At 65.4% G+C, this 22,886-nt stretch carries 19 protein-coding genes and 1 pseudogene; 12 read left to right on the top strand and 8 right to left on the bottom strand.

The window, feature by feature from the left end; all coding sequences use genetic code 11:
* Positions 1-58: 58 nt before the first annotated feature.
* The 4 genes and pseudogenes from adh (at position 59) to V5G24_RS06410 (ending at position 3,973) form a co-directional block, all read left to right on the top strand.
* Positions 59-1,576: an aldehyde dehydrogenase gene (gene adh, locus V5G24_RS06425; RefSeq protein ID WP_394086086.1), complete on the top strand. Its 1,518-nt coding sequence runs from the start codon at positions 59-61 to the stop codon at positions 1,574-1,576.
* 204 nt (positions 1,577-1,780) lie between these two features.
* On the top strand, positions 1,781-2,812 hold the full coding sequence (gene adhP / locus V5G24_RS06420) for an alcohol dehydrogenase AdhP (RefSeq protein WP_394086085.1): 1,032 nt from the start codon (positions 1,781-1,783) through the stop codon (positions 2,810-2,812).
* Positions 2,813-2,881: 69 nt separating this feature from the next.
* A pseudogene (locus V5G24_RS06415) lies at positions 2,882-3,093 on the top strand (IS3 family transposase); the annotation flags it as partial.
* Between the two features lie 151 nt (positions 3,094-3,244).
* Positions 3,245-3,973, top strand: a complete 729-nt coding sequence (locus V5G24_RS06410; protein WP_394086084.1) for an SDR family NAD(P)-dependent oxidoreductase — start codon at positions 3,245-3,247, stop codon at positions 3,971-3,973.
* Positions 3,974-4,068: 95 nt separating this feature from the next.
* Here the strand turns inward: V5G24_RS06410 and V5G24_RS06405 are convergent, their stop codons facing one another.
* The 4 genes from V5G24_RS06405 to V5G24_RS06390 form a co-directional block, all read right to left on the bottom strand.
* On the bottom strand, positions 4,069-4,239 hold the full coding sequence (locus V5G24_RS06405) for a hypothetical protein (RefSeq protein WP_394086083.1): 171 nt from the start codon (positions 4,237-4,239) through the stop codon (positions 4,069-4,071).
* A 225-nt stretch (positions 4,240-4,464) separates the two neighbouring features.
* Complete coding sequence (locus V5G24_RS06400) at positions 4,465-5,772, bottom strand: TRAP transporter large permease (RefSeq protein ID WP_394086082.1); 1,308 nt, start codon at positions 5,770-5,772, stop codon at positions 4,465-4,467.
* A complete protein-coding gene (locus tag V5G24_RS06395) occupies positions 5,769-6,290 on the bottom strand; it encodes a TRAP transporter small permease (RefSeq protein ID WP_394086081.1) in 522 nt (173 codons plus the stop codon). Before V5G24_RS06395 ends, V5G24_RS06400 begins: the two co-directional genes overlap by 4 nt.
* 45 nt (positions 6,291-6,335) lie before the next feature.
* Positions 6,336-7,475 carry a C4-dicarboxylate TRAP transporter substrate-binding protein gene (locus tag V5G24_RS06390; RefSeq protein ID WP_394086080.1) on the bottom strand — a complete coding sequence of 380 codons (1,140 nt, stop codon included), beginning with the start codon at positions 7,473-7,475 and terminating at the stop codon, positions 6,336-6,338.
* Positions 7,476-7,861: 386 nt separating this feature from the next.
* On the opposite strand from V5G24_RS06390, the gene V5G24_RS06385 reads away from it, so the two are divergent.
* Both V5G24_RS06385 and V5G24_RS06380 read left to right on the top strand, forming a co-directional pair.
* A complete protein-coding gene (locus V5G24_RS06385; RefSeq protein WP_394086079.1) occupies positions 7,862-10,750 on the top strand; it encodes an ATP-binding protein in 2,889 nt (962 codons plus the stop codon).
* Positions 10,751-11,007: 257 nt separating this feature from the next.
* Positions 11,008-12,432 (top strand): aldehyde dehydrogenase family protein, encoded by a 1,425-nt coding sequence (locus V5G24_RS06380; protein ID WP_394086078.1) that lies wholly within the window; start codon positions 11,008-11,010, stop codon positions 12,430-12,432.
* Positions 12,433-12,553: 121 nt separating this feature from the next.
* Here V5G24_RS06380 and V5G24_RS06375 read toward each other — a convergent pair whose 3' ends face one another.
* Both V5G24_RS06375 and V5G24_RS06370 read right to left on the bottom strand, forming a co-directional pair.
* Positions 12,554-13,333 (bottom strand): SDR family NAD(P)-dependent oxidoreductase, encoded by a 780-nt coding sequence (locus tag V5G24_RS06375; protein WP_394086077.1) that lies wholly within the window; start codon positions 13,331-13,333, stop codon positions 12,554-12,556.
* A 23-nt stretch (positions 13,334-13,356) separates the two neighbouring features.
* Positions 13,357-13,782 carry an organic hydroperoxide resistance protein gene (locus V5G24_RS06370; protein WP_394086076.1) on the bottom strand — a complete coding sequence of 142 codons (426 nt, stop codon included), beginning with the start codon at positions 13,780-13,782 and terminating at the stop codon, positions 13,357-13,359.
* Positions 13,783-14,305: 523 nt separating this feature from the next.
* On the opposite strand from V5G24_RS06370, the gene V5G24_RS06365 reads away from it, so the two are divergent.
* Together V5G24_RS06365 and V5G24_RS06360 are read left to right on the top strand one after the other, a co-directional pair.
* Positions 14,306-14,554: a hypothetical protein gene (locus V5G24_RS06365; RefSeq protein ID WP_394086075.1), complete on the top strand. Its 249-nt coding sequence runs from the start codon at positions 14,306-14,308 to the stop codon at positions 14,552-14,554.
* 266 nt (positions 14,555-14,820) lie between these two features.
* Positions 14,821-15,195, top strand: a complete 375-nt coding sequence (locus V5G24_RS06360) for a response regulator transcription factor (RefSeq protein WP_394086073.1) — start codon at positions 14,821-14,823, stop codon at positions 15,193-15,195.
* A 344-nt stretch (positions 15,196-15,539) separates the two neighbouring features.
* Here the strand turns inward: V5G24_RS06360 and V5G24_RS06355 are convergent, their stop codons facing one another.
* Positions 15,540-16,385 (bottom strand): helix-turn-helix domain-containing protein, encoded by an 846-nt coding sequence (locus V5G24_RS06355; RefSeq protein WP_394086072.1) that lies wholly within the window; start codon positions 16,383-16,385, stop codon positions 15,540-15,542.
* 228 nt (positions 16,386-16,613) lie between these two features.
* On the opposite strand from V5G24_RS06355, the gene V5G24_RS06350 reads away from it, so the two are divergent.
* The 4 genes from V5G24_RS06350 (at position 16,614) to V5G24_RS06335 (ending at position 21,901) form a co-directional block, all read left to right on the top strand.
* The gene (locus tag V5G24_RS06350; RefSeq protein ID WP_394086071.1) at positions 16,614-18,320 is read left to right on the top strand and encodes a two-component system sensor histidine kinase NtrB; all 1,707 of its coding nucleotides are present in this window, start codon (positions 16,614-16,616) and stop codon (positions 18,318-18,320) included.
* Entirely contained in the window at positions 18,314-18,973 is a 660-nt protein-coding gene (locus tag V5G24_RS06345; protein WP_394086109.1) for a response regulator transcription factor, read from the top strand. Before V5G24_RS06350 ends, V5G24_RS06345 begins: the two co-directional genes overlap by 7 nt.
* A gap of 128 nt (positions 18,974-19,101) precedes the next feature.
* On the top strand, positions 19,102-20,331 hold the full coding sequence (locus tag V5G24_RS06340) for an HlyD family secretion protein (protein WP_394086070.1): 1,230 nt from the start codon (positions 19,102-19,104) through the stop codon (positions 20,329-20,331).
* A 1-nt stretch (position 20,332) separates the two neighbouring features.
* The gene (locus tag V5G24_RS06335) at positions 20,333-21,901 is read left to right on the top strand and encodes an MDR family MFS transporter (RefSeq protein ID WP_394086069.1); all 1,569 of its coding nucleotides are present in this window, start codon (positions 20,333-20,335) and stop codon (positions 21,899-21,901) included.
* A 71-nt stretch (positions 21,902-21,972) separates the two neighbouring features.
* On the opposite strand, the gene V5G24_RS06330 is transcribed toward V5G24_RS06335, so the two are convergent.
* The gene (locus V5G24_RS06330) at positions 21,973-22,854 is read right to left on the bottom strand and encodes an acyltransferase domain-containing protein (RefSeq protein ID WP_509292288.1); all 882 of its coding nucleotides are present in this window, start codon (positions 22,852-22,854) and stop codon (positions 21,973-21,975) included.
* Positions 22,855-22,886 lie beyond the last annotated feature (32 nt).

The raw sequence follows: 22,886 nt of genomic DNA, 5'->3' as shown, positions 1-22,886 counted from the left end.
ACCGGCCAGATCCGCCCGCGGGCGCTCCGGCCGTATCCGCCTCCCCCGGAGGAACCCCATGAACAAGCCGGAATTCATTCGCACCTCGTACCCGCCCTTCAAGGCGCGCTACGGCAATTTCATCAATGGCAAATGGGCGGAGCCGCTCAGCGGCCGCTATTTCGAGAACCATTCGCCAATCAACGGCCAGCTCCTGTGCGAGATCGCCCGCTCGGAAGCCGCCGACATCGAGGCCGCCCTCGATGCCGCCCATGCGGCGAAGGATGCGTGGGGCCGCACCAGCGTGGCCGACCGCGCGCTGATCCTCATCAAGATCGCCCAGGCGATGGAGGATAATCTCGACCTGCTCGCCCGCGCCGAAACCTGGGACAATGGCAAGCCGATCCGCGAGACGCTGAATGCGGACCTGCCGCTGGCCATCGACCATTTCCGCTATTTCGCCGGGGCCATCCGCGCCCAGGAAGGCGGCATCTCCGAGATCGACCCCGACACCATCGCCTATCATTTCCACGAACCGCTGGGCGTGGTGGGACAGATCATTCCGTGGAACTTCCCGCTCCTCATGGCGGTGTGGAAGCTGGCGCCCGCGCTCGCCGCCGGCAATTGCGTGGTGCTGAAGCCGGCGGAACAGACCCCGGCCTCCATCCTGGTGCTGGCCGAGCTGATCGCCGACATCCTGCCGCCCGGCGTGCTGAACATCGTCAACGGCTTCGGCCTGGAAGCGGGCAAGCCGCTGGCTTCCTCCAACCGGATCGCCAAGATCGCGTTTACCGGCGAGACCTCCACCGGCCGGCTCATCATGCAGTATGCGAGCCAGAACCTCATTCCCGTGACGCTGGAACTCGGCGGCAAATCGCCGAACATCTTCTTCCAGGACGTGGCGGCCGAGGACGATGATTTCTTCGACAAGGCGATCGAGGGCTTCGTCCTGTTCGCGCTCAACCAGGGCGAGGTGTGCACCTGCCCGAGCCGCGCGCTGATCCAGGAGAGCATCTACGACCGCTTCATGGAGGCGGCCCTGAAGCGGGTGGCGGCGATCAAGCAGGGCGATCCGCTGGACCCCGCGACCATGATCGGCGCCCAGGCCTCCGCGGAGCAGCTGGACAAGATCCTCTCTTATATCGACATCGGCCGAAACGAAGGCGCGGACCTGCTGATCGGCGGCGCCCGCGCCACATTGCCGGGGGATCTCGCCGGCGGCCATTATGTGCAGCCCACCGTGTTCCACGGCCATAACAAGATGCGGATCTTCCAGGAGGAGATTTTCGGCCCGGTGCTGTCGGTCGCCACCTTCAAGGACGCGGACGAGGCGCTCGCCATCGCCAATGACACGCCCTACGGGCTCGGTGCCGGGGTGTGGACGCGCGACGGCAGCCGCGCCTACCACATGGGTCGCGCCATCAAAGCCGGCCGGGTGTGGACCAATTGCTACCATGCCTATCCCGCCCATGCGGCGTTCGGCGGCTACAAGCAATCGGGCATCGGGCGCGAGAACCATTCCATGATGCTCGATCATTACCAGCAGACCAAGAATTTGCTGGTCAGCTATTCGCCAAAGAAGCTCGGCTTCTTCTGAGCGCCGCTGAAGTATTGGAGCTCCCGGTTCCGGGCGCGCGACCTTGGCGTCCGCTCCCGGGACCCTGCTCCCCCAGGAATTCCCGCCCACGTCGCGGGCGGGGATGGGAGGGCGCGCCGCGCGCTCCAGATGCGTGAAAAACCAGCTCTCAACGCCGGTCGCAGACAGCATGCGCCGGCTTCTAAAAAACCGGAGGAAAGTGCCATGGCGAAGACAATGAAGGCGGCGGTCGTCCGCGCGTTCGGTCAACCCCTCACCATTGATGAAGTCCCGATCCCCGAGCCCGGCCCCGGCCTGATCCAGGTGGCGATCCGCGCCTCTGGCGTCTGCCATACGGACCTGCACGCAGCCGAGGGCGACTGGCCGGTGAAGCCAAACCCGCCCTTCATTCCCGGGCATGAGGGCGTGGGCTATGTCTCCGCCGTCGGTGCCGGGGTGAAGCATGTGAAGGAAGGCGACCGGGTCGGCGTGCCGTGGCTTTACACCGCCTGCGGCCATTGCAAGCACTGCCTCGGCGGCTGGGAGACTTTGTGCGAAAGCCAGCTCAACACCGGCTATTCGGTGAATGGCGGCTTTGCCGAATATGTGGTGGCGGACCCGAACTTCGTGGGCCACCTGCCGGCCAATCTCGGCTTCGTGGAAATCGCGCCGGTGCTGTGCGCCGGGGTGACGGTCTATAAGGGCCTGAAGGTGACGGACACCAAGCCCGGCGACTGGGTGGCCATCTCGGGCATCGGCGGGCTCGGCCACATGGCGGTGCAATACGCCAAGGCCATGGGGCTCAATGTCGCCGCCGTGGACGTGGACGATGCCAAGCTTGATCTTGCCCGCCGCCTCGGCGCCACCCTCACTGTGAATGCCCTGCACGAGGATCCGGGAAAGGCGATCCGGCGCGAGACTGGCGGCGGCGCCCGGGGCGTGCTGGTGACGGCGGTGAGCCCCAAGGCGTTCGAGCAGGCCATCGGCATGGTCGGCCGGGGCGGCACGGTGGCCCTCAACGGCCTGCCGCCGGGCAGCTTCCCGCTCGACATCTTCGGCATGGTGCTGAACGGCATCACGGTGCGCGGCTCGATCGTCGGCACCCGCCTCGATCTTCAGGAATCGCTGGATTTCGCGGCCGACGGCAAGGTGAAGGCGACGGTCTCCACCGCCAGGCTGGAGGACATCAACACCATCTTCGACAAGATGCACAAAGGCCAGATCGAAGGCCGCATCGTGCTCGACCTCGCGGCCTGATCGCGCGACCCGCCACCCGCGCCGAGACCTCGTCCCGGCGCGGGTGCGCACAGCTTCATGATGTGCTCCGGCCTGATGCCGTCTGAGATGCGGCGTCTGCGCCAGTTCGAGGATGAGAACGCTAAGCTGAAGCGGATTGTGGCGGAGCTGTCATTCGCCAAGGCGATGTTGCAGCACGCGCTGTCAAAAAAGCGCTGAGGCCCACGCGCAGGCGCGAGCTTGTGGACCGGGTGCGCGAGGCATGGAAGGTGTCGGTTCGGCGTGCCCTGGATATCGGGCGAGGCTCGACGAGTCGTTGCCTGGCGACTTTGTGGAGCGCCTACTTGGCAAGCTTCTGGCCTTTGCCCTGCCCGTCGGCCTGCAGTGCCTGCCAGACGCAGCGGCCGCAACACGCGATTGGCCCCTGGACCTCAAGCGAAGAGGAGTGCGCAAATGGGCAAGCTCGCAGGGAAGACGGCAGTCGTTACGGGTGGCAACGCTGGGATTGGCCTTGCGATCGCCAAACTATTCGCGGCCGAGGGCGCCTTTGTCTTCATCATGGGACGTCGTCAGAAGGAGCTCGACGAGGCGGTCCAGGCGATCGGGCCGAACGCTGTGGGCGTCAACGGCGATGTATCCAAGCTCGACGATTTGGATCGACTCTACGAAATTATTGGCGCGCGAGGAGCTTTGGACATCGTCGTAGCCAACGCGGGTGTTGGTGAACTCGCGACGATAGACGAGATTACGGAGGCTCAGTTTGACAAGGTCTTCGACGTCAACGTCAAGGGTACGCTCTTCACGGTGCAGAAAGCCCTGCCGCTTCTGAACGATGGGGGCGCTATCATCCTCACCGGTTCTGTCGCGGGGATGAAGGGCACGGCCGGGCTGGGGATCTACGGAGCGAGTAAGGCGGCGGTTCGCAACTTTGTGCGCGGCTGGACCATCGAACTGAAGGGCCGCCGGATCCGTTCGAATGTCCTCAGTCCCGGCCCGGTCGATACAGATATCTTCGCGAGTCTGCCTGAGGAAACGCGGCGCACGCTCAAAAGCACCGTCCCAATGGGTCGCATGGGGCACGCCGAGGAGGTGGCGAAGGCGGCTCTGTTTCTGGCGTCTGACGATTCGACCTTCGTCACGGGCATCGAGCTCTTCGTCGATGGCGGCCGGGCTCAGGTTTGAGCAAGGTGGCGTGTGCAGAGGGCCCGGCTTGGTTGCGGATTGCGGCTCGCATCGCCAAGTCGGGCATTATGCTGATCGTCCGCTGCGGGACCCTTTCATGTCATCGGCTTCAGAACGGTGGCTTCCATTTGGTTCCATATTCGCTTGGCGTTGAGCGTGATCTGCTCGCTGGCGCTTTCGAGCACAGGCTCCAGCAGGCCATCATCCGTTGCGTGGCGGCGGATCACCTCGGCCTGAAGCAGGATAGCCGTCACCGCATTGGCCATGGTTCGGCGTACGGGGTCGGTTTCACCTGGAGACCATCCATGTCGGTTCGTAAGCCCATCCATCCCAACGGGACGAGGCGAACATCCATGATTGCGATCCATTGCTGTCTCCATCGGTCCACGAGGCAAGATCAGCTTAGCTGGCGCGACGCATAAGGGGAGCCAAGCGGCGTAAAGTGCCGTTAAGAATCGTATCAGGTCATCGATCACTGGAGCCGCGAAGGCTTATCCGAGCACGAACGGCAGGAAGAGAACGATATCGGGCACGCAGATGAGCAGCGTGAGCACGGCCATGTCCATCAGGAGAAACCAGAACACACCGCGGAAAATCTCCGAAGTGGGAATAAGGTCGCCGACCACGCCTTTGATGACGAAAACGTTGAGGCCGACCGGTGGCGTCAGCATGCCGAACTCCAGCAGCTTCGTCAGGACGACGCCGAACCAGATCGGATCCAGCCCCGCCTTGGCCACAAGCGGCAGGACGATCGGCAAGGTGATCAACATGGCGCTGATGGGCTCGAGGAAGCATCCGAGGAAGACATAGAGCAGCGTGATGGCCAGCATCAGTGCCGCCGGGCGCTCGCCGAGCACGGCGAAGATATCGGTTAGGAACACTCCGGTTCCGCTGAGCGTCAGAAACCGTGCCAGCAGGCTCGCGCCGATACCGATCAGGATGAGGGCGCAGGTCGTGCCCGCCGTCTCTCCCAGCGCTTCGGTAAAGGCGCGAAGGCTGAGTGAGCGCTTGGCAAAGCCGATGAGCGCCGCCGCCGCCGCGCCGGCCGCGCCGGCCTCGGTGGGGGTGAATATGCCTCCGAACAGGCCGCCGAAGACCGCGAGGATGAGGAGGATGACCGGCCAGCTCTCGCGCAGCGCGGCGAGCCGCTCGGCCCGGGTGGCGTTGTGATCGACCGGCGGCGCGAGCGAGGGGTCGAGCCGGGTCCGGATGAGGATGACGAGGATATAGCCGATGGATGTGAGGAGCCCGGCACTGATGCCGGCAAGGAAGAGCAGCGTCACCGGCGCTTCGGCGATCAGCCCATAGAAGATGAGGATGATCGACGGCGGGATCAGTGCGCCGATGGTTCCCGCCACCGCGACCGAGCCCACTGCGAGTTGGGGGTGGTATCTGGCCTCGATCATCTGCGGGATCGCGATCTTGCCGATCGTCGCCGAGCACGCCAGCGAGGAGCCGCACATTGCGGCAAAGCCGGTGGCGCCGAGGACCGAGGCGATGGCGAGCCCGCCCGGAACGGCGGCGAGCCATAGCCGCGCCAGCCGGAACATGCCGTCGGTCAGCCCGGCGCGGTGGCATAGGTGGCCGAGAAGAAGGAACATGGGCAGCGAACTGAGAACCCAGTTTGCCGCGAAATTGAACGGCACGACGCCGAGGGCACCGAGAGCCACCGTCCACCCTTTCACCGCCCACAGGCCGAGGAAGGAGACACCAATGAGCGCCGGGCCGATGGGCATGCCGAGCAGCAGAGCGGCAATCAGCAAAACCAGCGCGAGCAGGCCGATTTCGATACCACTCACGGCTCATGCTCCGGCTGCCGCTGGGAAGAGGCATCGCCGGACAAGAGAGGGGCGAGACGCAGCAGAAAGGCGGTGGCCAGGAGCCCGGCTCCGATTGGGACGGCAAAATGAGCCGGCCATACCGGCATGATGGCGCTGCCCTGCACCTGCGCCGCGCTCACCTCCCAGTCGCGCACCGCATCCATCCAGCCGCGCCAGGCGACCAGCGCCATGATCAGACCGGCGGCAAGCCCGCTCGCCGCCTGCATGAGCCTTTGCACGCGGGCCGGCAGGAGCGGCACCAGGAGATCGACCGAGATGTGGCCCCCGTGCCGCTCGACGAGGGCCAGTGGCGCGAAGACAATGAGGACCATGTAGTAGTGCGTCACGGTGGTCAGCGTTCCCGGCAGGGGCTGCCCCAGCAGCTTGCGCACCACCACATCGAGCGCGACATGCACCATCATCAAGAGGACGGCCGCGCTGCCCAGGACGGCCCCCGCCCGAGCCGCCGCATCGATCAGCCGAATGATCCTGCTCACCCCATACCCCTCTGGCGCGGCTTTCACGTGTGGCGTGCCGGCAATTCAGCGGCCGGGGTCGCTTACGTCCACCTTCGAATAGAGATCCTGCCAATAGATGTCCGCCAGTTCCTCGGCGGAGGAGACGTGGCCCACACGCAGCGCCCATCGTTCGAGGATCGGCAGGAATTCGTCCAGCATCTGCCGGCTGCGCGCGACGCCCTGGGCGGCGTAAATCTCCGCAAGCCGGCCGAGGTCGGTCTCAGTGAAGCGCGCGCTCGCCTCCCGGACGGCCGCGTCGGCCTCGTGGACGGTGCCGCCAGCCGCCATGGTCTGCCCGATCACCTGCTGCTCGCCCTCGCTATAGGCCCAATTGGCGGTAGCCGTTCCCCAGGCGGTGGCCTTCAGGACGGCCCTGCGCTGCGCGGCCGTCAGCCTGCGCCAGACATCGCGGTTGACGTTTGCGAAGGCTGCCACATAGACCCCGCCGGGAACATCCGCCGTGATGGAGCGGATCGAGCCGCTCAAGCCGAAGTTGCGGACATCGGGAAGGGATAGGACGACGCAGTCGACGATGCGCTGCGTCAGTGCTTCGAGCATCTCGTTGCCGGCCATGGTGACGGGCACGGCCTTCATCGCCTCGGCCCAGCGCGCCCAGTTCGCGCCGCCGACCCTGAGCCGGGCGCCACGGAGCTCCGCCACGGAACGAACGGGACGAACGCAACTGAGGGCATAGGGGGTGGTCGCGGCCGCGCCGGTGTACACTTGGTTCTGGCGGGCGAATTCCGCGACGCATTCCGGACAGCGCGTCAGGATGAACTCGGCCATGGCCGGCGCATAGGCGGCCCCCTTCAACCGGCGCGGCAGACTGGAGAACCTGTCCAGCACCATGGATGCGTCGTGGATCAGGTTGGTCGCAGGATATTCTCCGGCCTGGTAGGTGGTCAGCACCACCCCGATATCGGCGAGCCCGGCGCGGAGCCCGGGCGACGTCTCCGCCAAGCTGAGCAGCGACATGGCATAGACACGCGCGGTCACCTCGCCCCCGGTCTCCTGGCGAAGGGCTGCGGCAAAGACCTCGCCGCCCCTGACGAGGTAGGATTGCGGCGGGTGGCCGATGGCAAAGGATAATTCGGCCGCGCCCAGCGGGCGAAATGCCGCCGCCAGGAAGAGACCGGCCAGGGCGTACACCACTCCACGGCTCATCTTGCCACTCTGACACCTGGGCAGAAATGGATCTGACGCCGCATGGCGGTGAGAGGACGTCAGACATCCCTATAACCTAGCACAGACCTATGGTCGGCCAGAAGAATACCGCGTAAATTGGCGGCAATGAAAATGCACCAGCAGCGCCGTGACGGGGGCGCAGCGGTGCAATGCCTCCAGTTCGGAAGCCGGTGCCCCCTGATCACATTTCCGAGATGGGGTGAATCGAGCTTTGGTCACGACGATGTCTGGCGGCGTAATCAACCGGCTTTGGGAGGAGCTTTTCGTGCCACAGGCCTCGAATGACAGGTCGCGCTTGTCCGTGGGACATTGGCGTGGGCCCTCCATGCCGCAGATGACGCCGCGCGCCGGTCGCAAGGCCGCATATGCCTGAGGTCTCCGACCATGCCCCCGCCGGGCGGATGGCGATCTTCGGGCCGTACACGCTGAACCCCGCCCGCCGGCGGCTGGCGCGCGACGGGGACGTCATCCCGGTCGGAAGCCGGGCGATGGACCTGCTCATCGCCCTGGTGGAGAATTCCGGAAAGGTGCTGACCCACCGCCAGCTCCTGGCTCACGCGTGGCCCGGCCTGACGGTCGAGGAAGCCAATCTCCGCGTGCACATTTCCGCGTTGCGCAAGACACTCAACGGCGGCGAGGCGCACGGCGAGTATATCGAGAACCTGGTCGGCCGCGGTTATTGCTTCGTTGCACCGGTCTCTTGGTCAGACACCGCCTCGGGCCCGACGCACGCGTCGGTATCCGGCTTCGGTGACGGCGCGCCGGATGAGCCGGTCAAGCCCCAGATCCGACCCGCGCAGCGGCTTCCGCTGCCGGCGGCCCGCATCGTCGGGCTCGACCCGCTCGTGGACGATCTGGTCGGGATGTTGAATGACCATCGCTTCGTCACACTCGTCAGCCCCGGTGGCATGGGCAAGACCACGGCCGCCCTGTTCGTCGGTCATGCGATCCAGACTCGAAAGGATGGCGACGTCGCCTTTGTCGACCTCAGCCCGGTGCGCGATCCAAATCTGGTCCCTTCCGCCTTGGCCACCACCCTTGGGATCGTATCGAAGCCAGGCCAGACCGAAGATATCATCGTCGCGCAATTGCAGGGCCGGCCGATGCTGCTGATCCTCGACAATTGCGAGCACCTGATCGACGCCGCCGCGGCCCTGTGCGCCCGCCTGTTCGGTGAATTGCCGAAGCTGCGCCTGCTCGCCACCAGCCGTGAGGCGCTGCGGGTGGAGGGGGAGCACGTGCACCTGCTGCCGCCTCTGGCCGCCCCGCCGGAGGGGGCGGCGCTCACGGCGGCCGAGGCGCTGACCTTCCCCGCGGTGCAGCTCTTCATGGACCGCGCCGCGACCAGCGGCCATCGCGCGCTGCTGGATGACGCGGGCGCAGAACTGGTTGCCGACATCTGCCGGCGCCTTGACGGGATGGCGCTCGCCATCGAGCTGGCCGCGAGCCGCGCCGGCACGTTCGGGCTGAGGGGGGTGGCGGACATGCTCAGCGACAGTGTCCGGCTATACTGGGAGGGACGCAGGGGCGCCCCTGCCCGGCATCAGACGTTGGACGCCGTGTTCGACTGGAGCCATGCGCTGCTGTCACCGCGCGATCAGCGCGTGCTGCGCCGCCTGTCGGTTTTCGCTGGCCTCTTCACGCTCAAGGATTCCCTGGCGGTCGCCGCGGATGCGGAGGAGGACAAGCTCGCTGTCGCCAGCGCGCTGACCGGGCTGGTCGACAAATCGCTGATCTGGGCTTCAGCGAGCGGCTCGCCGGTCTATTTCCGCCTTCTGGATACGACCCGGGCCTTCGCAAACCGTAAGCTTAAAGAGGCCGATGAATCCGACGCAATGTCTCAGCGGCTGATCCAGCATCTCATCGATGTCCTGCGCACGGACAAGCTGGACACGGCCATATTCAGCGGCCGAGACCTCTCGGCGCACGCTGTCCGCATCGGCGACATCCGCGCTTCGCTGCGCTGGGGCCAGGCCGACGGCGCGCGCCGCGACGCATTCGTTGCGCTCGCGGCGATCTCTGCACCCCTCTTTCTCGGCCTGGCGCTGCTCGGTGAATGCGAGAGTTGGTGCCGCATGGCGCTCGAGGCGATGGGCGAGGACACCCGCGGGAGCCATGTCGAGTTGCTGCTGCTGGAAGGGCTGACCATTGGAGCCATGTTCACCCGCGGCAACCGCGGCACGACCAGTTCGGCCATCGCCCACGGCCAGGCGCTGGCAGCGAGGCTGAACGAGCCGACGCATGAACTCCATTTGCTCGGCGGTGAGCATATCTTCCTGACGCGCATCGGCAATTTCCGCGGCTCGCTTGCCGTCGCGGAGCGGTGCGCGGAGCTCAGTGCCGCCGTCGGCACGCCGGAAGCAATGGCCATGGCCGAATGGATGATCGGCTGCAGCCATCATCTTGTGGGCGATCAACTGAAGTCGCAGGTTTTTGGCGAGCGCGGGTTCGAGCACATCCCTGTGGCCGCTCCCGCCAATGTCGACTATTTCGGCTATGACCATCGCGTCCGCGCCATGGAGATCATGGCACGGACGTTCTGGCTGCGCGGCGACACGCTGCGATCCGCGCGGTTTGCCGAGGATAGCATCCAAGAGGCCGAGCGCCGGGGCCATCCGGTCTCGATCTGCATTGCGCTCATGTACACGGGCGAGGTTGCGCTGTGGAATGAGGAGCTGGACCTCGCCGAGCAGCGTCTGTGCCGGGCCGTGGATCACGCCTCCCGACATGCGCTCACGCCCTACAGGGTCGTCAGCGAGGGACTCTTGGGCACGCTCGCCGTCCTTCGGGGAAGGCCCGAAGAGGGCGTGAGGGCCATGGAGCGGGCTCTGGCCTTCTGCCAGATCGAGGACCATCACGTCATCACCGTGGAGATCATGGTGAACCTGGCACGCGGTCAGGGCCAGCTCGGACTCATCGACGCGGCACGCGCCACGGCCACAGCGGCGCTGGAGAAAGCGCACGCCTGCGGCGGCAGCTGCTTTCTTGCCGACCTTCTCCTCGCGCGGGCGGAACTGGAAGCCACGGCGGGTGCTTCCACCCAGAGCGTGGACCAGTTGATGCTGGAGGGGCTGGAGATGGCAAAACGCCAATCTGCCCATCATCTTGAGCTCAAGATCGCCTTGGCGCGACATCGCCTGGATCCGCGGGCGGAGACCGCATCGGCCCTCGCCGACATCTGCTGCCGGTTCGCCGAGCATGCGCCGAGCCCGTTCCTGCCGGTTGCCCGCAGATTGCTGGCGGACGGCGCCTAGAGTGCGATCGACCCGCTCTCTATCAACAATTGAGAGACTGATTCACCGATCAGGTTGATTCAACCTGATCGGATCAGGCTCTGGCAAGAGCCGCGCCCGCTCACAGACAGAGGCGCAGTCTTTACGCGGATTTACAGGGCTGAACGAGCCTCGCCCCGGCTGTCGGGCCATCATCTGCGGACCCTGCCAATGAGCGTCGTCGCGCGCCTCGAAAGGGCGATTGCTAGCTCCGCGTCCGACGCCGGAGATTTTCGGAGATGGTGGTTTATAATCTTAACTTCATCGGCGGCCGGCGCATGGAGCCGCTTGGCGGCGGTCTGTGCGAGGTTCGCTCGCCGTTCAATGGGGAATGGGTCGGCGTTGCGCCCCTTGCCAGTCTTGCGGACGTGGACCTTGCCGTCCGGACGGCCCGGCACGCGATCGACACCGGCGTCTGGTCGGGGCATCCGCTTTCCCAGCGCATGAATGTCGTCGAGCGGTTCCTGTCGTCCTATGTCGAACGCCTGCCGTCCCTGCTGACGCTCATCACCCGTGAGAACGCGATACCGCTGCGCTTCAACGCTCTGCTCGGTGACCGCCTCGCCGCCCAGGCTGCCTTCTATCTCGAAGCTGCACGGTCCCGCACACACGGATGCGGGAAGGCCGCCGGCGACATGACGATCACCTGCAAACCGGCCGGGCTGGTGGTGGCCATGCCCGCCTGGAACGCGCCGCATAGCATGGCGGTCGGCTGGCTCATCCCAGCGCTGCTTGCCGGCTGTGCCGTCATATTGGCCCTCAATCCCATCACCGCGCTGGACGGCCAGATCATCGGCGAACTGATGATGGAAGCCGGGTTGCCCGAAGGCGTTCTCAGCATCCTCGTGACCGTGGGAGAGACCGCAGAACACCTCGCCGGGCATCCCGACGTCGACCGCGTGGCGCTTTCCACGTCCGATCCGGACGGCCGGCGCCTCGCCTCCATCGCGTCGTCGCGGTCAAACCCGCTGACGCTCGAGACCGGGCGGCGCTCGGCGGCGATCATTCTTCCCGATGTCGACATCGCCTCGGCGGTCGAGGGCCTGCGCGACATCAGCCTGTTTGCCAGCGGCCAGTGGCACGCGCGGCAGGATCGATTCCTTGTGCCGCGCCATCGCCAGAGCGAGCTTGTCGCCGCCCTGCGCCAGGCGACCGCGCTGTTGCAGCTGGGCGATCCGCTGGCCCCCGATACCGATATCGGACCGCTCATCTCCCGGCAGCAGCGAAACGCGGTGATGGGAGCGATCGAACGCGGCGCTACCGAGGGGGCCGAGCTCGTATTCGGCGGAGTGCCGATCGACATGAGCGACGCCACTGGCGCCTTCCTCCAGCCGGCCGTCCTTTCGAATACGCTCCATAAGATGAGCATTACGCGGGAAACGATACTCGGCCCGGTAATTCTGGTGATCCCTTATGACGAGATCGATCAGGCCATCCAGATCTCGAATGACGGTGGCTATGGCGCCACCGCGGCCGTCTGGACCTCCGAGCCGGAACTCGCTCGGGTCGTCGCCGGCCGGCTGCGCGCGCAGGTGGTTTCGATCAACGGCCCGGGTGGCGCGCTGCGCGACGCCTCCTCCCACCAGAATCTGAAGTGCATGGGCTGGATGCACAGCGTCCGCCGTACCGATGAATTCATCGAATGGCAGGCGCTGTCGATGTGAAGGGAGCCGCCCAACGCCGACGGCACGGGACCCGGACGGAGGTCTGCGCGATCGCAGCCAGCCGGGCCTCACGGAGCCGACCCGACTCCGGCTTCCCAAAGGGAATGTCGGGGTGTGGCCATCAGATGGACATGCCGCCTGAGACCTCGATGCGCTGCGCATTGACCCAGCGATTCGCTTCGGAGAGCAGGGACGCAACCATGGGCCCGATGTCGTCCGGCTGTCCCACCCGCCCGAGCGCGGTCATCTCGGCGATGCGGCGGGCGATCTCGGGATTGTCGCGCACCATGCCGCCGCTGAAATCGGTGGCGATGGCCCCGGGCGCAACGACGTTCACGGCGATGCCGCGCGGACCGAACTCCTTGGCCATGTAGCGCGTGAGGACCTCCACCGCTCCCTTCATCGCGCCATAGGGCGCGCTGCCGGGAACGATGATGCGGGTCAGGCCAGAGGAGAGATTGACGATGCGCCCGCCGTCCCGAATGAGAGGCAGCAGCTTCTGCGTCAGGAAAAACACGCCCTTGAAATGGACATTGTAGAGCGCGTCCAGTTCTTCTTCCGTCGTCTGCTCGATGGAGTTGTGGTGCGCGGTGCCGGCATTGTTGACCAGATAGTCGAAACGGTCGGCGCCCAGATCGGCAAGGGCCTGGCGCACACGCGTCACAAAGCCGTCGAACGATGCGATGTCGCTGGTATCGAGCGGCAGCGCGATCGACCGGCAACCCTGCTCCGCCACTTCGCTGCCGACCCGGTCGGCCTCGACGCGGTTCGCGCGATAGGTGAAGATCGTGTGCACCCCGTTCTTCGCCAGGGCGAGCACGGTGCTGCGCCCGAGCCCGCGGCTGCCGCCGGTGACGACCGCGATCTTGCCCGAAGGCGTGGTATCCAAACTGTCGCTCATGTCTTCCTCCTCATCTGCGGTCATCACCGCACCGTCACCGTCTTGGTGACATCCACATTGCCGCGAATGGCATTGGAATAGGGGCAGATGGCATCGGCGCCGTGCACCAGCTGCTCCGCCATCGCCTGATCGACCCCGGCCAGGGTGATGGCGAGCGCCGCGTGCAGCACGAAGGCATTGGCCTCGTTGCGGCTCAGCCCGATCTCGGCGACCACCTCGACGTCCCCATCGGCAAAACGGTGGCCGGACTCCCGCGCCACGCGCAGCAGCGCATTCTCGAAGCAGGCCGCGTAGCCGCCGGCGAAAAGCTGCTCGGGATTGGTGGCCCCGCCCATGCCGCCCAGCTCCTTCGGGAGGGCGAGCGTGAGATCGAGGATGCCGTCCTCGCTCCGGATCGTGCCCTTGCGGCCCCCGGTTGCGGTGACCTTGGTGGAGTAAAGAATGGTCATGAGAGAAACCTTCTTATGGGAGGGTGGTTAGCCCTTCGGGGCAACGAGAATGCTCGCGGGGGCGGGCAGGCTTGCTTGAACGCTCGCGGGCGGCGGGCCTCCGTTCGTCTGCGCGAGTTCGGCTGCATCTTGTCCCTGCATCAGGACGGGATCTGCCGGAGACATCTCGACGCCTACGAGAACGAAAACAAGCGTGCCAAGAATGATCGTCAGCTTAGATGCGGCGTGCATGGTGATCCCCTCCGCCTGTTGACCAGATCATTGCGAGGATCGCGTCTCACCGCCTATCAGCCATAGGGCCTCCGCCCTAATCCTTGCGTATGGGCCTCTCATCCGCAGATCCTTTGGCACGGCCCCCAATGTCGGCGGGCGGGCCTTACCGTAGAATTTCCATGCCAGAGCGCCTGAACTATACTTAAGGATGGCGAGTCAGAAACCAACGGGCGCAAAACAAAACACTTGTAGAATTATATTACAGATCTCGTCCGGGTACATTCTCCTCATTCAACTAGGAGTGAGCACAATGAATACCCTGACGAAGACCCTGGCTATCGTTTCCACCTTCACCGTGATGGCAGCGTCCACCGCCGCCTTCGCGGATCCCGGCATCGGCCCCGAGAATGCGGAGCAGTATCGCGTCTCCGCTGAGGAGACGCTGAGCCCCTATGCCCCTGCGAATCCGCAGCTGGTTTCACAGAGTGCCCAGCAGGCGCCGCTCCACCAGGAGGTCAATCCTCACTGGGGTCCGGCCTTCGACCCGGACGTGGAGTGATCCAGATCCCTCCGCGCGGAAGCGGCCGCCGCCGTATCGGCGGCCTCCCGTGAGTGACCTGAACAGGCGGGCGTGACATCGCCCGCCTGTTCAACGCGTTTATGCGTGCATCGCAGGACGGATCTGGGGCGGTCAATAAGCCCTTTCCCGCCGCGGCCAGCAAACTACCGTATGATTTAATTTTCCGGCGTTTGGGGCCATCTTTCCCAAAACGCGGATGCGCCGGCGCCAGGCACGAAGCGACGGCCGACGAAAGGATTTTCAAAGTGTCCGACCACCCGATCATAACCGTCGTTGACGACGACGAAGCTGTGCGCACAGCCCTCGAGAGCCTCATACGCTCCTTGGGCCTGCGTGCCAGCACGTTCGCCTCGGCCGATGCGTTCCTCAATTCCGAGCGGGTGCATGACACGTCCTGCCTGATCACCGATATCCAGATGCCGGGCGTATCCGGCATCGAGCTGCAGGCGAGATTGAGGGCGCAGGGCAATATGGTGCCCATGATCTTCATCACCGCGTTTCCGGAGGAGCGTATCCGGCGCAAGGCCATGGCGGCGGGCGCCGTGGGCTTTCTGAGCAAGCCGTTCGACGGCAGTGCCATCATCGACTGCATCGACCGCGCGCTTGGCGCGCCCGCATGATATCCGCGGACCTCGCATGATATCCGCGGATATCGTGTGACGGATGATCAGAAGCTGCCGAACTGCAAGTTGGCGGACAGCAGGACAGCCCGGCTTCGATCAGGGCAATGTTCAGGATCACGCAGACACCGGCCATCCAGCGCCAAGGACTGCGACGCCAAAACCCGGGCGCTTCACCGCGCATGGCCGAGCCGGCAAACAAGGCAGCGCATCCGGCCAGGGTGAGGCAGAGGGAGACAGGCAAGCCCGTGCGTCGACTCCAAGAGACTGCCGCAGGGATCGGCGCTGCCTGGACGCATCAGTCGCCGCGTTCCTGAGGCGCATGCGGCGCGAAGAAAGAGGGGTCAGTGGCAGCAACGGTTCGCACAGCGCCACCTGCAGGGCGTGTCGCCCACGAAGCGGCGGAACACGGTGGTGAAATGGGCCTGGGTCTGGAAGCCCACCGCGAGCGCGATCTCCACCACCGGCTCACCGGTCTCCAGAAGCATGCGCTGGGCTCGCTCAATCCGGCACCGAAGCAGATATTCGCGTGGCGGCATGCCCGTCGCGATACGGAACTGGGAGGCGAAATGCATCCGGCTGAGGCCTGCGGCCAAGGCCATGTCGGCAAGGGTCACCGCGCCATCGAGATGTGCCTCGATATAGGCCTCCACCCGCTTGAGGCGCCATTTCGGGAGCCCCGTCTTGGTCTTTGGCGCCGCCGGCTCCGGCTCGCGGACCTGAATATCGCCGGAGGGTGCGCGCGCCATGAGCAGCCGCGTCGCGATGGCAAGGCGCAGCGCGTCGGCACAGATGCTTCCATATTCATCCTCGCCCCGCTCGGCGCGCTCCAGGGCGCGGGACAGGCTCTCGACAACCGGGTCCTCGCAGGCTGTGGGTCGCGCGCTTTCGCGCGCAGGGTCATCAGGCAGGCCGAGCCTCTGGATGGCGTGGCCAGCCACCTGGAAATGGATACCGTCGATGCCCATCGACCCGGCAGCGCCCTCCCAGGCAGTCATCGGCGCATGCCGGTCGAGGGCCGTTATGGCGACGACCATCCCCATGTGCTGAAGCCGCATGGACAGGGCGTCATGCGGGGCGCCCGCCGGCACAGCCATCTGGGACAGCAACTCCAGCGATGCGGGTTGCCTTGTTCCATCGACGACATGCGAGACGAAGCCGGCGAAGGGCGGGGAGACATTGATCGACATGGCCCGGGTTCCTCGAAGGAGCGCGGCCGGACATCTTTCCGAAGAGAATTTGTCTTTGTCCATTCAAATACATTCATTGTATATGGATGGACTAATACTCACCTCTTGCCGTTGGATGCGCTCCGGTCGCCAACTTTGATGACCAGATAATATTATGAATGAACCATCTCTCCATTCTACGTGGGTTTGGACAGACATGCGGGGAGTGTGAGGTGCGCATACTTACGTATGGTCAAGACTGGAAACACGAGAGAAGGGCAAACAGTGTGGCGACTGCCGGCCGCGGCAGGACCGGAGCCGCACGCAGAACGACGTGCGATTTCGACCTCCAAGGGTGGTTCGGCAAGACAGCTGCACAGAAAACCCGCAATCTTCCCGAAGCATATGCGCGCAACATCCGCGTGCACTTGCCAAATCCGCCGAGCTTCGCAGACTCGATCTGAAGCCACACCAATCGCCGAGGACGAAATGTCCAGCTCAGAGAGTACCCTAGATTCCGGCTTGCATGAGGGTCAGCCATCCCGAGGGTGGCTCATGCCGACCATGGCGGCGGGGCTCGCGGCGACAATCTTCATTGTCGATACGCTGTCCCCGCTGGATATGGCGATCGCGGTGCTCTACGTCGGCGTTGTCCTGTTTTCCGCCAGCTTCCTGGAGCGCCGCGGCCTGCTGCTGGTGGGCGGCGCTTGCATTTGCCTCACCTTGCTGAGCTTCACCATCATTCATGGGCAGGACTATGGTCTCGCCGCCACCATGCGCAGCGTGGTGAGCATCGCTGCCATCACCGTGACCACCCTCCTGTCGCTCCGAAACCAGAAGGCGACGCGCTCGCTGCGCGAGCAGGCCGACCTGCTCGATCTGACGCACGACGCGATCTTCGTGCGTGATGATGCCGACACCATCACCTATTGGAACCATGGCGCCGAGAAGCTCTATGGCTGGCCGCGGGACGAGGCCGTGGGCCGGAAGGCGGCGGCGCTTCTGCAGACCGCCTTCCCCTCGCCGGTGTCCGAGATCAAAGCCAAGCTCCATCGCACCGGACGGTGGGAAGGCGAACTCGTGCATACCACAGGGAAGGGTGATCGCTTGGTGATCATGAGCCGCTGGTCGCTTCAGCGCGACGAGCGCGGCCGGCCTTTGGCCACCATGGAGACGAACAGCGACATCACCGCGCATAAGCGGGCCGAAAATGCACTTCACCAGGCGCAGGCCGAGCTGGCGCACGTAACGCGCATCACCACCATGGGAGAGCTGACGGCGTCCATCGCCCACGAAGTCAACCAGCCGCTCGCCGCCGTGATCACCAATGGCGAAGCGTGCTTGCGCTGGCTCGGACGGGAAGTTCCAGACATCGAGGAGGCGCGGGCGACGGTCCAGCAGATGATCCGCAATGGCCGCAGGGCCAGCGACGTGGTGGCCCGGCTGCGATCGCTTGCGCGTCGCAGCGACCCGCTTCACGTGGCGACCGACATCAACGAAGTGGTGGACGATGTCCTCCTTTTGCTCGAGCGGGAACTGTCGAGCAATCGTGTGTCGTTCGATCTTTCCCTTGGCGGAGATCTGCCCCCGATCCTCGGCGACCGGGTCCAGCTCCAGCAGGTCATCATCAATCTCGCTTTGAATGCGCTTCAGGCCATGGAGGCGGTTCCAAAAGGACGGCGGCATCTGAAAATCCGCACGGCCCTCACCGTCACGGAAGGCGATAAGGCCGTGGTTATGGAGGTTCGAGACAGCGGCCCCGGCGTAAACCCGCAGAATTTACCCATGCTGTTCGACGCCTTCTACAGCACCAAGACAGACGGAATGGGCATGGGCTTGTCGATTTCGCGATCGATCATCGAAGCCCATGGCGGCCGTATTTCCGCCGCGTTAAACGATGAAGGCGGAATGTGCTTCAAGGTGATGCTGCCTGTGATTGAGGAAGCCGGATCGTGACCACCCGCCCGCCATCCCGCCATCCCCTGCAATCCACAGAACCGTTCGTTATCGTGGTCGACGACGATGCGGCGCTGCGTGAGGCGCTTTCCAGCCTGTTCCGGTCCATCGGCCTGAAGGTGGAGCTTTTCGCCTCCGCCGCTGACCTGCTCGGCGCCACGCTCCCAGATGTCCCGCGCTGCCTCGTGCTCGACATCCGGCTGCCGGGGGTGAGCGGCCTCGATTTTCAGGCCCAGCTCGCCAAGTCCGGCGTGGACATGCCCATCATCTTCATGACCGGCCATGGCGATATCCCCATGACGGTCCGGGCCATGAAGGCGGGCGCGGTGGATTTCCTGACCAAGCCATTCCGCGACCAGGACATGCTGGATGCGGTCTCGACCGCCATCGCCCTCGATCAGACGCGGCGGGAGGCCAAGAAGGCCGTCTCCGATGTCCAGACGCTCTATGAGACCCTCACGGCGCGCGAGAAGCAGATCATGGCGCTGGTCACCTCGGGCCTGATGAACAAGCAAGTGGCGGCGGAGGTGGGCCTGAGCGAGATCACGGTGAAGATTCACCGCGGGCATGTGATGCGGAAGATGGAAGCCCGCTCATTGGCGGACCTCGTCCGCATGGCGGAGGCTCTGGGCCTTTCGAGCGCCAGGACGTAAGCGTCGGCCATCGCGGCGGAAGGCCTCTCCGCCGTGCTCCTGCGATAGGGACGTGGGCTTCGGAAAGACCCGGCACGGGTGCCGTCCGATAATGCTCCGACGATACCCGACCGCCTGGAGGGCGACCCATGAACATCGCCGTGAATCCATCTCCCGCCACGGCCGAGCGCGTCGTGCCGCCGGTCAACCTTCCCGATGCGCCGCCGCTTGCTCCGCCCCCCGAGCAGCGGCCGGCCCACTCCCGCTTTCGCCTGCTCCTGGTGAGCGCGGTGGGGCTTTTGGCGCTTTGCGGCCTCGCCTATGCCGGGTTCGAATATTGGACGTCGTGGCGGTTCGAACGGACGACCGACGATGCCTATGTGCAGGCGGACGTTGTCACCATCGCGCCCAAGGTTTCCGGCTATCTGCGCACCGTCGAGGTGAATGACAACCAGACCGTCAAGGCCGGCGACATCCTGGCGACCATCGACCCGCGCGACTATGAGGCGAGCGTCAACCAAGCCCGGGCCGATGTCACCCAGGCCACGGCCAGCATCGCGAACTTCACCGCGCAGATCGCCGAGCAACAGGCGCTGATCGACGAGGCGCGGGCCACCATCGACGTGCATCAGGCCGCCGAACTCTATGCGGAGCAGAACGACAAGCGCTACGCCACGCTCGCCAATGAGGGCTATGGCAGCGTCCAGAACGCCCAGCAGGCGGCATCGGCCATCGCGCAGGCGAAGGCGACCCTGGCCAAGGACAGGGCCGCCTTGCTGGCGGCCCTGAAGCAGGCCGATACGCTAAAGGCCCAGCTGGAGCAGGCCAAGGCGACCCTTGCGCACAATCAGGCCGTCCTCGACCAAGCGCGGCTCAATCTCGGCTATACGACGCTGCGCGCGCCCGTCGACGGCGTGGTCGGCGCCCGCACGCTGCGCGTCGGCCAGTATGTGCAGCCCGGCACGCAGCTTCTCGCCGTGGTCCCGCTACAGGCGGCCTATATCGTTGCGAACTACAAGGAGACGCAGCTCACCGATGTGAGGCGGGGCCAACCGGTGAGCATTTCCGTGGACACGTTCCCCGGCACCCCCGTCCGCGGCGTGGTGAATAGCATCGCGCCGGCCAGCGGGCAGGAATTCGCCCTGCTTCCGCCGGACAATGCCACCGGCAATTTCACCAAGATCGTCCAGCGCATCCCGGTGAAGGTCACCATCGACCGCACCGATCCGCTGGCCGGCCGGCTTCTACCGGGCATGTCGGTGACTACCACCATCTCGGTGCGGGAGCCGACTTCTCCTCCTGCGGCGGCGGCGCTCGATATGGCAGCGCCCACCATGGCGCCATCCTCCCAGGGCAGGCCCGCAACGGGGGAGGAGTGACATGGACGCCCGCGCGCAGGACGGTCCGGAGGGTGCGAGCCTTCGCACCTGGATCGCTGTGACCGGCTGCATGCTCGGCGCACTCATCGCGGTCCTCGACATCCAGATCACCAATTCCTCCCTTCCGCAGATCGAGGGCGGCATCAGCACCGGCTCCGACAACGGGACGTGGATCTCCACCTCCTATCTGATCGGCGAGATCATCATGATCCCGCTGACGGACTATCTGAGCCGCGTCTTCAGCTTCCGCCGCCTCCTGATCGGCAATGCCACGCTGTTCCTGATCTTTTCGGTGGGCTGCGCGTTCGCCACCAGCCTCAGCCAGATGATCGTGCTGCGCGGGCTCCAGGGATTCAGCGGCGGCGTGATGATCCCGATGGCCTTCACGATCATTCTGACGAAGTTGCCGCTGCACCAGCGGCCATTGGGCATTGCCGCCTTCGCCATGACGGCCACCTTCGGGCCGTCCATCGGCCCCACCATCGGGGGCTACCTGACCGAGCATTACGGCTGGCAATATGTGTTCTTCGTCAATATCATCCCCGGCGCGGTGATGCTCGCGCTGCTCTATCCGACGCTCGAGCGCGCGCCCATGCGGCTCGAGCTTCTGAGGGAAGGCGACTGGTTCGGCATCGCCTTCATGGCGGTCGGCCTGGGGGCGCTCCAGACGGTCCTGGACGAAGGCAACCAGAAGGGCTGGTTCGGCTCCCCCGAGATCCTGCACCTGTCGGCGGTGGCAGCGGTGTGCCTCACCATCTTCATCGCCATCGAGCTCACCATTGAGAAGCCGGCCGTCCAGCTGCGTCTGCTGACAGGACGCAATTTCGGCTTCGGCACGCTCGCCAACACCATGGTGGGCTGCGCCCTGTTCGGCTCGGTCTTCGTTTTGCCCAGCTATCTCGATGAGGTCCAGGGCTATAATGCCGAACAGATCGGCATGGTCCTGGCCTGGGTGGGGCTGCCGCAGCTCCTCATCATCCCCTTCGTGCCGATGCTGCTGAAGCGGTTCGATTCCCGCGCCATCGTCTGCGTCGGGCTCGCCATTTTCGCGGCCAGCTGCTTCATGAACACCCATCTGGATCTCGACGTGGGCGGCGACCAGCTGATGTGGACCAACATCGTCCGCGCGCTGGGACAGGCGATCGTCCTCTCTCCCCTGACGGGCATCGCCATGCTCGGCATTTCGCCAGCCCAGTCCGCCGCCGCCTCTGGCATCTTCAACATGATGCGCAGCCTGGGCGGCGCCGTCGGCACGGCTGCACTTGCCACAGTGATCAGCAAGCGCGAGCAGTTCCACTCCAACATCATCGGGCAGTCGGTGACGCCCTATGCCGAGACCACGCGCGGCTTTCTGGCGCAGATGCAGGACTACTTCCTCCAGCACGGCATACCGGACCCGCAGCGGGCCTATCACCAGGCCGAAATCCTGCTCGGCAAGCTGGTGGCCCAGCAGGCGCTCATCATGGCCTTTTCCGATACCTTCGCCGTGCTCGGCGGCATTCTCCTCTTTGCGGCCTGTGCCGTCATGCTTACGCGCAAAGCGGGCGCGAACGGGCCAGTGAAGGGATGATCACTCCGGTCGAATGAGATCGGTCGGTCGACGGCTTTCCTGATGGACGGCGGATTTGACCCGCAGTGCGTTCAAGGCGCCGACATGATCCAGCGGCGCAGCCCCTCCGCGGTGCGAAAGTCCGCGACGCTGCGCGCCGGTATGCCGGGCGCAAGTTCGCCCGCCATCCGCGCCAGCGCATTGCCGGGGCCAAGTTCGAGCACACGGGCGGGGCGGGCGGCACGGCAGGCATCCATGCAGCCCGCCCAATCGATGGTTGTGGACACCTGCGCGGCGAGCTTGGCGAGGCCCCCGGCGAGGTTGCGAACCGGCATGCCGTCAATTCCGCTGATCAGCCGCACGCCACCCGGCAGGGCCGTATCTGCCACGTCATGTGTGAGCACCACGGCGAAGCGCTCGCTTGCGGCCGCAAGAAGCGGGGTGTGCGAGGCCACGTGGATGGGCAGCATCGTCGCGCGGGTGGCGCCGCGGCCCGCGGCATCGGCCAAAGCCGGCTGAAGGCCGGCCGCGCGGCCGCCGACGATGAAATGCAATGGGCCGTTGATAATGGCGATGTTGAGCGCGTGGGCACGGCAGATACCGTCGACCACAGTGCCGGGCAAGCCGACGATGGCGGCAAGCCCGCAAGGCTCGTGCGTCTCCTCGTCCATGAGGCCGGCGCGGCGCGCCACCAGATGAAAAGCCGTCTTCACATCGATGATGCCCGCGACCGCCCAGGCCGGCACTTCTCCGGCACTATAGCCGGCAATGGCGAGCGGGCGCGGCGCGGCCGGACCGATCACGGCCCACGCCGCCAACGCCGCCGTGCAGCACAGCACCTGGGCCACATCGTTTCGATGGATGACCGCCTCGCCTTGCCGCACGAGGTCGCGCGGATCGTGGCCGCCAAGCACCGCGGCCGCTGCCGCGAAGACCGCCGCCGCCGCCGGCTCGGATGCGACGAGCGCGAACATGTCCGGGCCCTGGCCGCCCTGCCCCGAGCATA

It is taken from the genome of Roseixanthobacter finlandensis, from assembly GCF_043195105.2.
Taxonomy (GTDB): domain Bacteria; phylum Pseudomonadota; class Alphaproteobacteria; order Rhizobiales; family Xanthobacteraceae; genus NCEH01.
This window is presented reverse-complemented; position numbering and strand designations above follow the sequence as displayed.

What these genes read in the sequence shown, in the direction of transcription:
- V5G24_RS06330 (WP_509292288.1), bottom strand. Translation starts at nt 22,854, where the DNA reads ATGTTCGCGCTCGTCGCATCCGAGCCGGCGGCGGCGGCGGTCTTCGCG.
- V5G24_RS06365 (WP_394086075.1), top strand. Translation starts at nt 14,306, where the DNA reads ATGAATACCCTGACGAAGACCCTGGCTATCGTTTCCACCTTCACCGTG.
- V5G24_RS06340 (WP_394086070.1), top strand. Translation starts at nt 19,102, where the DNA reads ATGAACATCGCCGTGAATCCATCTCCCGCCACGGCCGAGCGCGTCGTG.
- V5G24_RS06335 (WP_394086069.1), top strand. Translation starts at nt 20,333, where the DNA reads ATGGACGCCCGCGCGCAGGACGGTCCGGAGGGTGCGAGCCTTCGCACC.
- adhP (WP_394086085.1), top strand. Translation starts at nt 1,781, where the DNA reads ATGGCGAAGACAATGAAGGCGGCGGTCGTCCGCGCGTTCGGTCAACCC.
- V5G24_RS06410 (WP_394086084.1), top strand. Translation starts at nt 3,245, where the DNA reads ATGGGCAAGCTCGCAGGGAAGACGGCAGTCGTTACGGGTGGCAACGCT.
- V5G24_RS06370 (WP_394086076.1), bottom strand. Translation starts at nt 13,782, where the DNA reads ATGACCATTCTTTACTCCACCAAGGTCACCGCAACCGGGGGCCGCAAG.
- V5G24_RS06390 (WP_394086080.1), bottom strand. Translation starts at nt 7,475, where the DNA reads ATGAGCCGTGGAGTGGTGTACGCCCTGGCCGGTCTCTTCCTGGCGGCG.
- V5G24_RS06385 (WP_394086079.1), top strand. Translation starts at nt 7,862, where the DNA reads ATGCCTGAGGTCTCCGACCATGCCCCCGCCGGGCGGATGGCGATCTTC.
- V5G24_RS06350 (WP_394086071.1), top strand. Translation starts at nt 16,614, where the DNA reads ATGGTCAAGACTGGAAACACGAGAGAAGGGCAAACAGTGTGGCGACTG.
- V5G24_RS06355 (WP_394086072.1), bottom strand. Translation starts at nt 16,385, where the DNA reads ATGTCGATCAATGTCTCCCCGCCCTTCGCCGGCTTCGTCTCGCATGTC.
- V5G24_RS06405 (WP_394086083.1), bottom strand. Translation starts at nt 4,239, where the DNA reads ATGGCCAATGCGGTGACGGCTATCCTGCTTCAGGCCGAGGTGATCCGC.
- adh (WP_394086086.1), top strand. Translation starts at nt 59, where the DNA reads ATGAACAAGCCGGAATTCATTCGCACCTCGTACCCGCCCTTCAAGGCG.
- V5G24_RS06380 (WP_394086078.1), top strand. Translation starts at nt 11,008, where the DNA reads ATGGTGGTTTATAATCTTAACTTCATCGGCGGCCGGCGCATGGAGCCG.
- V5G24_RS06375 (WP_394086077.1), bottom strand. Translation starts at nt 13,333, where the DNA reads ATGAGCGACAGTTTGGATACCACGCCTTCGGGCAAGATCGCGGTCGTC.